At 65.1% G+C, this 10,979-nt stretch carries 10 protein-coding genes and 1 tRNA gene; 4 read left to right on the top strand and 7 right to left on the bottom strand.

Annotated features, from left to right (window positions below; all coding sequences use genetic code 11):
* Positions 1-890, top strand: an 890-nt coding sequence (locus tag VJ811_RS08225) for an acyl-CoA dehydrogenase family protein (protein WP_324071781.1), incomplete at its 5' end; no start/stop codon positions are given.
* Positions 887-1,588, top strand: coding sequence for an acyl-CoA dehydrogenase family protein (locus tag VJ811_RS08220; RefSeq protein ID WP_324071780.1), 702 nt, complete (start codon positions 887-889; stop codon positions 1,586-1,588). The genes VJ811_RS08225 and VJ811_RS08220, both read left to right, overlap by 4 nt.
* A gap of 4 nt (positions 1,589-1,592) precedes the next feature.
* On the opposite strand, the gene VJ811_RS08215 is transcribed toward VJ811_RS08220, so the two are convergent.
* From VJ811_RS08215 to VJ811_RS08190, 6 genes are all read right to left on the bottom strand, one after another.
* Positions 1,593-2,723, bottom strand: a complete 1,131-nt coding sequence (locus VJ811_RS08215) for a CaiB/BaiF CoA-transferase family protein (protein ID WP_324071779.1) — start codon at positions 2,721-2,723, stop codon at positions 1,593-1,595.
* A 16-nt stretch (positions 2,724-2,739) separates the two neighbouring features.
* The gene (locus VJ811_RS08210) at positions 2,740-3,990 is read right to left on the bottom strand and encodes an acetyl-CoA C-acetyltransferase (RefSeq protein WP_324071778.1); all 1,251 of its coding nucleotides are present in this window, start codon (positions 3,988-3,990) and stop codon (positions 2,740-2,742) included.
* 157 nt (positions 3,991-4,147) lie between these two features.
* A complete protein-coding gene (locus tag VJ811_RS08205; protein WP_324071776.1) occupies positions 4,148-4,930 on the bottom strand; it encodes an SDR family NAD(P)-dependent oxidoreductase in 783 nt (260 codons plus the stop codon).
* A 12-nt stretch (positions 4,931-4,942) separates the two neighbouring features.
* Positions 4,943-6,148 (bottom strand): acyl-CoA dehydrogenase family protein, encoded by a 1,206-nt coding sequence (locus tag VJ811_RS08200; RefSeq protein ID WP_324071775.1) that lies wholly within the window; start codon positions 6,146-6,148, stop codon positions 4,943-4,945.
* The gene (locus tag VJ811_RS08195) at positions 6,145-7,239 is read right to left on the bottom strand and encodes an acyl-CoA dehydrogenase family protein (RefSeq protein WP_324071774.1); all 1,095 of its coding nucleotides are present in this window, start codon (positions 7,237-7,239) and stop codon (positions 6,145-6,147) included. The genes VJ811_RS08200 and VJ811_RS08195 overlap by 4 nt, the downstream gene beginning before the upstream one ends.
* A gap of 110 nt (positions 7,240-7,349) precedes the next feature.
* Entirely contained in the window at positions 7,350-8,531 is a 1,182-nt protein-coding gene (locus tag VJ811_RS08190) for an acyl-CoA dehydrogenase (RefSeq protein ID WP_324071773.1), read from the bottom strand.
* A gap of 119 nt (positions 8,532-8,650) precedes the next feature.
* Between VJ811_RS08190 and VJ811_RS08185 the strand changes: the two genes are divergently transcribed.
* Positions 8,651-9,631: a nitronate monooxygenase family protein gene (locus tag VJ811_RS08185; RefSeq protein ID WP_324071772.1), complete on the top strand. Its 981-nt coding sequence runs from the start codon at positions 8,651-8,653 to the stop codon at positions 9,629-9,631.
* 114 nt (positions 9,632-9,745) lie between these two features.
* Positions 9,746-10,837 carry a flavin reductase gene (locus tag VJ811_RS08180; protein ID WP_324071771.1) on the top strand — a complete coding sequence of 364 codons (1,092 nt, stop codon included), beginning with the start codon at positions 9,746-9,748 and terminating at the stop codon, positions 10,835-10,837.
* A 1-nt stretch (position 10,838) separates the two neighbouring features.
* Here VJ811_RS08180 and VJ811_RS08175 read toward each other — a convergent pair.
* Positions 10,839-10,928, bottom strand: a tRNA-Ser gene (locus tag VJ811_RS08175).
* Between the last annotated feature and the right edge of the window lie 51 nt (positions 10,929-10,979).

The following is a 10,979-nucleotide window of genomic DNA, read 5'->3' as shown; positions in this document are numbered from 1 at the left end:
TGCTCGCGGCGGGAGCGCCCGTTGGCGCGCACTGGATCGCCGATCGACAGACCGGGCCGCTGATCCTGCGCTATGGCAGCGAGGAACAACGTCAGCGCTATCTTCCCGGCATCGCGAAGGGCGAACTTTACGCCTGCATCGGTCTGTCTGAACCGGGTGCGGGATCCGATCTCGCCGCCGTGCGAACGACGGCACGCGACACGGCCGAAGGCTGGCGCATCAACGGACAGAAGATCTGGACCACCGGCGCACACTTCTCGCACATCATGCTGGCGCTCGTCCGCACCGAAGAAGGCAGCGAGCGCAACGCCGGATTGAGCCAGCTGCTGATCGACCTCGATACGCCGGGCATCACGATCCGCCCGATCATCGACATGGCGGGCAATCACGATTTCAATGAAGTCTTCTTCGACGATGTACTCGTTCCGCGCGGCACGTTGGTCGGCGAGCGAGGGCAGGGCTGGAAACAGGTCACCGCCGAACTCGGGCTCGAGCGATCGGGTCCCGAGCGCTATCTGTCGAGCCACGCGCTGCTCGTCGCGCTGATCGATGCGGCGGGCACCGATCCCGAGCCGGCGCTCGCGACTTTGATCGGCGAACTCACCGCCGAAATGTGGACGCTGCGCCACCTGTCGATGTCGACCGCGGCGAAGCTCGCGGCGGGCGAAGATCCGATGGTCGAAGCATCGGTCGTCAAGGAACTGGGCAATGCCTTTGAACAGGATATGCCGCGCCGGGTGCAGGCGATCGTGACAAGCCGTTGGGACGATACCGACGATCTCGCGAAATTGCTGCGTGCGCTGCTCATCGCGTCGCCCAGCTTCTCGCTGCGCGGAGGAACGCGCGAGGTGATTCGCGGGATCATCGCACGCGGATTGGGCCTGCGATGAGCGCCGCGCGCGACATGCTGTGCGACACCGCGCGCGCGGTCTTCGCCGAGGCGGCGACCGCGGGGATCGCGCCCGTCGAGGAAGCGGGCTTTGCGTTGCTGCTTGTTTCCGAAGAGGATGGTGGGTTCGGCGGCGATTGGGGCGACGTGCACGCCGTGCTGCAAATCGCAGGCGTGATGGTGCCCGATCTCCCGGTCGCGGAGTTGATCGCGGACGAGACACTCCAGCCGGCGGCGATGGTCAGCCTGATGGCGGGCGCGATGGGGCGAGCGCTGGCGCTGTCGATCGATCATGTGAACATGCGGCAGCAATTCGGCCGACCGCTCGGCAAGTTCCAGGCGGTGCAGCAATCGCTCGCCGTGATGGCGTGCGAGGTGCGCGCCGTCGAGGCCGCCGCTGCGGCGCTGGCGACGCGCCTCGACGCGGTGAGCCTCGATCCGTCAGCCGCCGATTTCGAAATCGCGGCGGCGAAACTGCGCGCCAATCGCGCCGTCGGCGTCCTCACCGCGATTGCGCATCAGGTGCATGGCGCGATCGGCTTCACCGAGGAATATGACCTCCACCGCGTGACCGTGCCGCTAATGCGCTGGCGCGGCGCACACGGCAACGACGCCTATTGGGCAGAGCGCCTCGGACGGCAGGCCGCGGGCTTTGGCGGGCGCGGCCTCTGGGACGCGATGACCGCCCGCGGCGCCTGAACAGTTACCGCAGCGCGCCGCCTTCACGCAGCTTCGCGATCGCATCCGCGTCATAACCAAGACCGGCCAGCACGGCATCGCCATCGGCGCCGACCGCCGGTGCCGGGCGCGGCGTGTCGTTGACCGTCGCCGAATAGCGCGGGGCAGGGGCCGGCTGGACCGCGCCGCCGACCGTCAGAAACGTCTCGCGCTCGACATTGTGCGGATGCTGCGGCGCCTCGCTCAGCGACAGGATCGGCGCGAAACAGACATCGGTCATCTCCATGATCGCACACCATTCGTCGCGTGTCTTCGTCTTGAACAGCGCGGTCAGCTTTTCCTTCAGCGGCCCCCATTTCGACGGGTCCATCTGGGCGTCGAAATCAGGGTCGTTGGTCAGCCCGGTCTTTTCGCGGAGCAGCGCATAGAATTGCGGCTCGATCGACCCGATCGAGATGAACTTACCGTCGGCGCACACATAGCTGTCATAGAAATGCGCGGCGCCGTCGAGCATATTGACGCCGGCTTCGTCCTTGAGCCGGCCTGCGGCGTGAAACCCCCAGGTCATACCGGCGAGCAGCGCCGAGCCGTCGGTCATCGCGCAGTCGATCACCTGCCCCTCGCCGGTACGCGCCGCATGAACGAGCGCGCTCGATATGCCGAAGGCGAGCATCATGCCGCCACCACCGAAATCGCCGACATAATTGACCGGCGGGACGGGCTTTTCCCCCGCCCGCCCGATGCCGTGGAGGACGCCCGACAGCGAGATATAGTTGATGTCGTGCCCCGCCGCCTGTGCATAGGGGCCGAACTGCCCCCAGCCGGTCATGCGCCCGTACACCAGCTTCGGATTGTCCGCGAGCAGTACCTCGGGACCGAGCCCGAGCCGCTCCATCACCCCGGGACGATAGCCCTCGATGATGCCGTCGGCGCTTTTGCAAAGATCGCGCGCGATCTGCACGGCGTCGGGGTTCTTCATGTCGAGCGCGATCGAGGTGCGGTTGCGGCTTAGCGGATCGCGCGGGTCCATGAAGCCGCCGGGCCGGTCGATGCGGATCACCTCCGCCCCATGGTCGGCGAGCATCATGCCGCAGAAGGGGCCAGGACCGATCCCGGCGAATTCGATGATCCTGATGCCCTTCAGCGGTCCGGTCATGCTATTCTCCTGTCGCTCAGATACGTTCGATGATGATCGCGGGCGCCATGCCGCCCGCGGCGCACATGGTGACGAGGCCGTATCGGCCGCCCGAGCGTTCGAGCTCGTCGAGTGCGGTGCCGATCAGGATCGACCCCGTCGCACCGATCGGATGGCCAAGCGCCATCGCGCCGCCGTTGATGTTCACCTTCTCGCGGTCGAGATCGAGGTCGCGGATGAACTTCTCGGCGACGACGGCAAAGGCTTCGTTGATTTCCCAGACGTCGATGTCGTCCTTGGTCAGCCCAGCCTTTTCGAGCACCTTCTTCGCCGCCGGAACCGGGGCATTGAGCATCAGCGTCGGATCGTCGCCGATATTGGCATAGGCGACAACGCGCGCGCGCGGCTTCAACCCATGCTTGTCGGCATAGTCCTTCGATGCGAGCAGGATCGCGGCGGCGCCATCGACGACGCCCGAGCTGTTGCCGGCATGGTGGAAATGCTGGATTTCGACATCGGGATAGCGCCGGTTGACCTGCTTGCGAAAGGTGAAGCCGCCGCCGAGGTCGAAATCGGCAAGGCCGGTGAAAGCTGGTTTCAGCGAGGCGAGGCCTTCGGCGGTGGTTTCGGGCCGCGGAAACTCCTCATGGTCGAGCGCGACGCTGCCGTCGGTATTAAGAACCGGCACGACCGATTTGTTGAAGCGGCCTTCCGTGATCGCGCGGTCGGCGCGCTGCTGGCTGACGAGCGCGAGCGCGTCGAGCGCCTCACGGCTGATCCCTTCAATCGTCGCGATCGCGTCGCCGCACACGCCCTGATGCGATTGCGGGTGCAGTTCATCGAGCGCTTCATGCCCCGATCCCATCAGGCGCGGCGGGAGGCCGGCATTGGCCTGTTCGGCGGCAAAAGCGGTGGTGTAGCTCATCATCTCGGTGCCGCCTGCGATGACGCAATCTTCCATTCCGCTCATCACGCTGGCCGCGGCGAAGTTCACCGAGCTGATGCCGCCGCCGCAGAAACGGTCGAGCGTCGTGCCGCTCGCCTTTGTGTCGTAACCCGCCGACAGCGCCGCCATGCGGCCGAGATCGCCGCCCTGCTTGCCGTTCTGGCTCGACGTCGACCAGACGATGTCGTCGACCGTCGCGGTGTCGAGATTGTTGCGGTCACGGATCGCGGCGAGCACGGTCGCGGCGAGATGCTGCGGGTGAAGGTGCGACAATGCGCCCTTGCCGGGCTTGCCGATCCCGCGCGGGGTGCGAACGGCGTCGATGATATAGGCTTCGGCCATGAGAATATTCCTTCTTAAAAGGGGATTAGAAAAGCGTGAAATAGCGTTCCCTGAATTCCGTTCGTGTCGAGCGACGTCGAGACACCGTGAAGGCACGCCCGGCCGATGGGCGTCTCGACGTCGCTCGACGCGAGCGGAAAAGGGAAGGCTTCATTGTTTAACGCGGAGCCATGCGGATCGCGCCATCGAGACGCACCGCCTGGCCGTTGAAATAGGTGTTGCGAACCATCTCCATCGCAAGGCTCGCATATTCCTCGGCCTTGCCGAGCCGCTTGGGGAAGGGGACCGAGGCTTCGAGGCTCTCCTTCACCTTCGGGTTCATATTGCCGAGTAGCGGGGTTCCGAACACGCCGGGCATGATCGAATTGACCCGGATGCCGAGGTCCATCAGGTCGCGCGCCATCGGCAGGACGAGGCCATTCACCCCGGCCTTGGCGGATCCATAGATGACCTGCCCGATCTGCGCATCCTGCGCGGCGACCGACGCTGTAAAGACGATCGCGCCGCGCTCGCCGTCTTCCATTTCGGGAAGGTTCGCCATGCCTTCGGCCGCGATCGACCCGATGCGATAGCTCGCGGTCAATATCCCCGCGACGCCATAGGCATAATCCTCGGTCGGCGTGCGGCGGAACTTGCCGGTTTCCTTATCATAGGCGAGCGTCTTGCCGCGGCGCGAGGTCATCGCGCAATGAACGCAGACGCGCTCCTGCCCATGCGCGGCGCGCGCCTTGGCAAAGCCTTCGAGCACCGATTGCTCGTCGGTGATGTCGACGTGCACGAATAGCCCGCCGATCGACGCCGCAACCTCCTCGCCGAGCGCGTCGTTGATGTCGAAGATCGCGACCTTCACGCCCGATGCGGCGAGCGTTTCGGCGGTGGCGCGGCCGAGGCCCGATGCGCCGCCGGTGACGACCGCTGCAATGCTGGAATCGATTTTCATGGGCGCGCCTCCTCAGGCCGGAATCTGGTTGAACGGAATGCCCTTGTCGGGACGATGGTCCTGCGGCAGGCCAAGGACCTTTTCGGCGATCGTATTGAGCAGCGTCTCGTCCGATCCGCCCGCGATGCGGCCGGTGGGGGCGTTGATCCAGCTCGACGCCCAATCCTCCTTTTGCGAGGCATGTTCGTCGAAGAGGAAGCCGTCATGGCCTTGCAGGTCGATCGCAAGCTCCGACAGCTTCTGCCTCGAACGCACCGCGACCAGCTTGTTGAGCGAGCCCTCGGGTCCCGGCATCATGCCCGCCTGCATCATCAACCGCGCACGCACGTTGATCGAATCGAGCCCCGAGCGCATCGCATAGTTGCGCGCGATCTGCTGCCGGATGCGGCCGTCGTCGATCGCCGGGCGGCCATTGAGCTGCACCTCTTTCGCCAGCTCAACGAACAGGCCCAGATGCGGGCCGAAGCCCGCGCTGTCGGTCGCGACATAGCGCTCGATCATCAGCGTCGCGATCGCGACCGCGAAGCCGCCGCCCACCGGCGACATGCGATGATCGTCGCTGATTTTCACATCGTCGAAGAAGACCTCGTTGACGTGGCTATCGCCGCCCGCGAGCTTGATCGGACGCACGGTAACCCCCGGCGCCTTCATATCGACCCAGAAGTAAGTGAGCCCCTTGTGTTTCGGCACATTGGGATCGGTGCGGACGACGATTACGCCATAATCGCTATAATGCGCCCAGCTGGTCCACACTTTCTGGCCGTTGATCTTCCACCCGTTGCCGTCGGGTTCGGCCTTGGTGCGCAGCCCCGCAAGGTCCGAGCCGCCCGAGGGTTCGGAGAAAAGCTGGCACCAGATTTCCTCGCCCTGCAGCGCCTTCAGCACGCGTTCCTTGACGAACTCCTTGTCGCTGCCGAACTGCATCAGCACCGGAACCGGCATGCCGAGCGAAATGCCGAAATAAAAGCTCGGGAAACCGTGCTTCATTTCCTCGGCGTCAAAGGTGACCTTTTCAAGATGACCGAGCCCCTGGCCGCCATATTCGACCGGCCAATTGATCCCGGCGTAACCGGCGTCGAATTTCGCCTTCTGATAGCGGCGACCAAGCGCCAGATCGTCGGCTTCGGACAGCCCCTTGCGCGCATCGCGGCCATAAGTCGGTGCCATCGAAGCGAGCCACTTAGCCGCCTTCGCGCGATAGGCTTCAAGATCACTCATGCCGCTTCTCCCGCAAGCTGGTCGACGAGGATATCTTCCCAGAACAGGCTGCTGCCTTGCTCGATCGCGAGGCTGCGTGCGCGGCGCATATGAAGGTGCAGGCCGATCTCCCACGTCACGCCGATGCCGCCATAGATCTGGATGCAATCGCGCGCCGCGGTGTCGTAGGCCTCGGTCGCCGACAGGCGCGCGGCGGCGGCGGCGGTGATGAAATCGGCGGCGCCTTCGCGCGCGGCGGCGTGAATGCAATTCGCGCGCGCCAGCTCAACGAGCCCATAGAGTTCGGCGATCCGATGCTTCACCGACTGGAACGCGCCGATCGGCTGGCCGAAGGCGCGGCGGGTGAGGGCATAATCGCGCGCGATTTCCATCAGCGCCTCGGCACCGCCCGTCTGCTCGTGCGCGGTCACCACGGCTTGCAACGCCAGGATATGGAGCGCTGCATCGCGCGCGGCGCCACCAGCGGCGAGCGTTTCGGCCGGCGCTCCCCAAAAGCTGAGGTCCGCAATCAGACGGCTATTATCGAAGCTCGCGACAGCCGAACGCTGAACGCCGGCCAGATCGACGAGCGCGAGCATCAGCATATCCGGTCCATTCGCAAGGACGATCGCGACGTCGGCCGCCAATCCGGCCGAAACACCGCGCACCGTGCCGTCGAGCTTGTCGCCGGTGAAGGTCACATCGGGCTGCGGGGGAAGGGCATTGGGACCCGCCGCAAAGGCAATCGCACCAATGGTTTCGCCGCTGGCCAGCCCCGGCAGCCAGCGCGCCTTTTGTGCGTCGGAGCCGAAGAGCTCGATCGCCTTCGCTGCGCCGAATCCAGACGTCAGAAATGGAGCGCCGCTAGTGCTTCGCCCCGCCTGATGCGCGATCAGCCCCAGTTCGATCAAGCCAAGACCCAGTCCGCCATCGGCTTCGGGAAGCGCCAGCGCGGTCCAGCCCTGTTCCTTCGCGGTATCCCAGAAGGGGCGGTGATATTCGCCGACGGTTTCGAGAAGTGGCAGCAACGCGTCCTTGCCGACCCGCGCCTCCAATACGCGCCGCGACTCGGTCGCGATCGCTTGCTGGCCTTCGTCATAGAGGATCGTCATGCGCGCACCCGTCCTTCTCCCACTATCTCGTTCCGGCCAGTGAACCGGACGTTGACGTAAACGTCAAGCACTTTGACGCTACGCCTTTCTCGCCGCAACTGATGGTCGTGTCAGGCGAGGCCGGCTTTCCAGTCGCGGCGGATTTTCTTGGCGAGGCTCCATTTGTGGACCTCGGTCGGGCCGTCATAGATGCGGAAGGCGCGAACTTCGCGAAAGACCTGTTCGACAATCGTCTTGTCGGTGACCCCGGTGCCGCCCATCACCTGGACGCAGCGGTCGGCGATGCGCATCAGCGCCTCCGACACCGCAACCTTGGCCATCGAGCTTTCGACCGTGCCGAGCGAACCCGTGTCGAGCACCGACGCGCACCAGTCGATCATCAGCTCTGCCTGTTTGAGGTCGATCATATTTTCGGCGAGCATGAAGCCGACGCCTTCATGGTCGATCAGCGGCTTGCCGAACGCTTCGCGGCGGTTGGCATAGTCGGTCGCGATCTCGTGCGCGCGGATACACGCGCCGAGCCAGCGCATGCAATGCGACAGGCGGGCAGGGGACAGGCGCACCTGCGCGTAGCGAAAGCCCTCGCCAGCTTCGCCCAGCATCTGATCAGCGGGCACGCGCAGATTGTCGATCGTCAGCGTCGCATGGCCGCCGGGCATCGAGCTGTCGATCGTGTTCGGCACGTCATCGATCCGGATCGCGGGGTCGGGCAGGTCGACGAGGAACATGCACGCGCCCTGTTCGGACTTCGCCATCACGATGCCGACGCGCGCACCCTGTGCGCCGGTGATGAAAGTCTTGCGGCCGTTCACGACCCAATGGTTCCCGTCGAGGTAGCACGTCGTCTTCATCATCGACGGGTCGGACCCCGCACCGCCGTCTTCGGCGGGCTCGGTCATGAAAAAGGCCGAACGCACGCGCCCCTCGACCATCGGTTTCAGGAAGCGCTCCTTGAGTTCGGGGCTGCCCTCCTTGCCGAGCAGGTACATATTGCCCTCGTCGGGCGCCATCGTGTTGCAGGCGAGCGGCCCGAGCGGCGACAGACCGCTCTTGATCAGCACCACAGCAGTCTCGCGCTGGTTCAAATGATCGCCGTCGCCGAGAATGTGCGGGGTCAGGACGCCCGCCGCACGCGCGTGCTCGCGCATCTCCATGACCAGTTCGTCGGTCGGGGCGCCATGATGGTCGCGGCGCGGATCCTTCTCAAAAGGAACCACCGTCTCGCGGACGAAGGTTTCGACCTTTGTGGCGATGGTCAGCGCCCGATCCGATATGCCTTCGCCCGCCGTCATTCCGATTCCCTTCGCTATCTAACTATATTCCTAATCAACCCGACGTTGACGTAAGCGTCAAGTTATTTCATGGACCGGAGCGAAGATGCCGTAAGGGCAGAACCCACAGGAGAGATCGAATGGCTTTCAAGACACGCATCACCGAAATGCTGGGCATCGAGCATCCGATCGTTCAGGGCGGGATGCAGAGCGTCGGCTATGCCGAACTGGCGAGCGCAGTGTCGAACGCCGGCGGTCTTGGGATCATCACCGCGCTGACGCAGCCAAGCCCCGAAGCGTTGCGCGAGGAAATCGAAAAGTGCCGGTCGATGACCGACAAGCCTTTCGGTGTGAACATGACCGTATTCCCGACGATCAACGCCCCCGATTACAAGGCCTATGCCCAGGCGATCATCGACGGCGGGATCAAGATCGTCGAGACCGCGGGCACACAGGCGGTGCGCGAAATCTGGGAGATGCTCAAACCCCATGGCGTCACCATCCTCCACAAATGCACCGCGGTGCGCCACGCATTGTCGGCCGAGCGCGCGGGCTGCGACATCATTTCGATCGACGGCTTCGAATGCGCGGGCCATCCGGGCGAGGACGATATCCCCGGCCTGATCCTGATCCCCGCGGCCGCCGACAAGGTGAAGATCCCGATGCTCGCCTCGGGCGGCTTCGGCGACGGCCGCGGGCTCGTCGCGGCGCTGTCGCTCGGTGCCGAGGGCATCAACATGGGAACACGCTTCTGCGCGACGGTCGAGGCGCCGATCCACGACAATGTGAAGCAGGCCTATGTCGATAATGACGAACGCGGCAGCTTCCTGATCTTCCGCAGCCTCAAGAACACCGCACGCGTCGGCAAGAGCGACGTGAGCGAAGAGGTCGTGCGCCGCCTCGCGGTGCCCGATGCCACCTTCGCCGACGTTGCGGAATTGGTGAACGGCAAGGCGGGCCGCGAATTGCTGGAGACCGGCGACCTTTCGAAGGGCGTGTTCTGGGCGGGCATGGTGCAGGGGCTGATCCACGATATCCCGACCTGCCAGCAACTCATCGACCGCATCATCGCCGAGGCCGGCGCGATCGTCGACCAGCGGCTCGCATCGATGCGCGCGTAATATGCCTGGCGTGCTGGCGCGGCGCGGCGGCTTTCGATATGATCCGATTCTTCGCAACTTGATCACATCGACAGCCGCCGGCGTCCGCGCCCGCCGGCGCGGCAAGGGGGATGTTTGAGCCTCATCGAATATAAGGGTTTCGGCGGCGTCCCTCTGTCGGCCGATATGCTGGGCGACGAAAACGATCCCGCCGTGCTGCTCATTCCCGACGTCGGGCAGGACCGCGCCGCGTGGCGTGACGTCGCCGACGCGCTGGTGCTATCGGGGCGCCGCGTCGTCAATCTCGACCTGCGCGAAGCCGGCGAAGCGGACGGACTGGCGCCGCATATCGAGGATCTGCGCGCCGTGCTCGCGCAAATGGGTTCGCGCCCCGTCGTCGTGACCGCCGGGCGCGGCGGATGGATCGCGACGCGCGCGCTGGCGCTTGATGGCGTCCTCCTCGCTGCCGGGTTGGTGCTGGTGGACATGCCGGTCGACGAGGACGCGATCGCGAATGGCGTCCCCGCCCGACTGGCCATCCCGGCGCTCGTCGTCCGTGGCGGCTTTTCTCCCGCGCAGTGCAGCGCGATCAGCGACACCTTCAACGGCGCGCTGCCCATGGGCGAGAGCGCCGACATCGACGAATGCGACCTCGAACTCGCATCCGACCGCAAGGAAGCGCTGCTCGGCCAGCTGCTCGAATTCCTCGAACGGCGCCAGCCGCGCGAGGCGATGGAGTTCAAGGCGGGATCGGACCCCCGCACGCTGCGCGACGCGATGGGCTGTTTCGCGACCGGCATCACGATCGTCACCGCGCTCGACAATGCGGGCACGCCGGTCGGCCTCACCGCGAACAGCTTCACCTCGGTCTCGCTCGACCCGCCGCTCTTGCTCGTGTGCATTGCCAACACCGCCGGGACCGCGCCGGCGCTGCGCGAAGCCGCGCATTTCGGAGTCAATGTGCTGCAGATCGGCCAACAGCCGACGTCGAATCGCTTCGCGGCGAAGGGCGAGGATCGTTTCGCCAACCAGCCATGGGCGCCCGGACAGACCGGCGTGCCGCTGCTCGGCAGTTCGCTCGTATCGTTCGAGTGCCAGCACGAATCGCTGCACGAAGCGGGCGATCATTTCATCCTCGTCGGCCGCGTGGTGCGCGCGCAGTTCGAACCGCACCGCGATCCCTTGCTCTATTTCCGCGGAAAATATCGAAGGCTGCACTTCGCCTGATTGGCGGACAGGGTGGGATTCGAACCCACGGTGAGCTTGCACCCACGGCGGTTTTCAAGACCGCTGCCTTAAACCACTCGGCCACCTGTCCGCACGGCGCCGCCATAGCGCGTGATGCCTTTGCGGCAAGCGAAACCTTGTC

Source organism: Sphingopyxis sp. (assembly GCF_035250425.1).
Classification (GTDB): Bacteria; Pseudomonadota; Alphaproteobacteria; order Sphingomonadales; family Sphingomonadaceae; genus Sphingopyxis.
This window is presented reverse-complemented; position numbering and strand designations above follow the sequence as displayed.

Coding starts and splice junctions, on each gene's coding strand:
- VJ811_RS08190 (WP_324071773.1), bottom strand. CDS start 8,531: ATGACGGCGGGCGAAGGCATATCGGATCGGGCGCTGACCATCGCCACA.
- VJ811_RS08220 (WP_324071780.1), top strand. CDS start 887: ATGAGCGCCGCGCGCGACATGCTGTGCGACACCGCGCGCGCGGTCTTC.
- VJ811_RS08185 (WP_324071772.1), top strand. CDS start 8,651: ATGGCTTTCAAGACACGCATCACCGAAATGCTGGGCATCGAGCATCCG.
- VJ811_RS08215 (WP_324071779.1), bottom strand. CDS start 2,723: ATGACCGGACCGCTGAAGGGCATCAGGATCATCGAATTCGCCGGGATC.
- VJ811_RS08200 (WP_324071775.1), bottom strand. CDS start 6,148: ATGAGTGATCTTGAAGCCTATCGCGCGAAGGCGGCTAAGTGGCTCGCT.
- VJ811_RS08195 (WP_324071774.1), bottom strand. CDS start 7,239: ATGACGATCCTCTATGACGAAGGCCAGCAAGCGATCGCGACCGAGTCG.
- VJ811_RS08205 (WP_324071776.1), bottom strand. CDS start 4,930: ATGAAAATCGATTCCAGCATTGCAGCGGTCGTCACCGGCGGCGCATCG.
- VJ811_RS08210 (WP_324071778.1), bottom strand. CDS start 3,990: ATGGCCGAAGCCTATATCATCGACGCCGTTCGCACCCCGCGCGGGATC.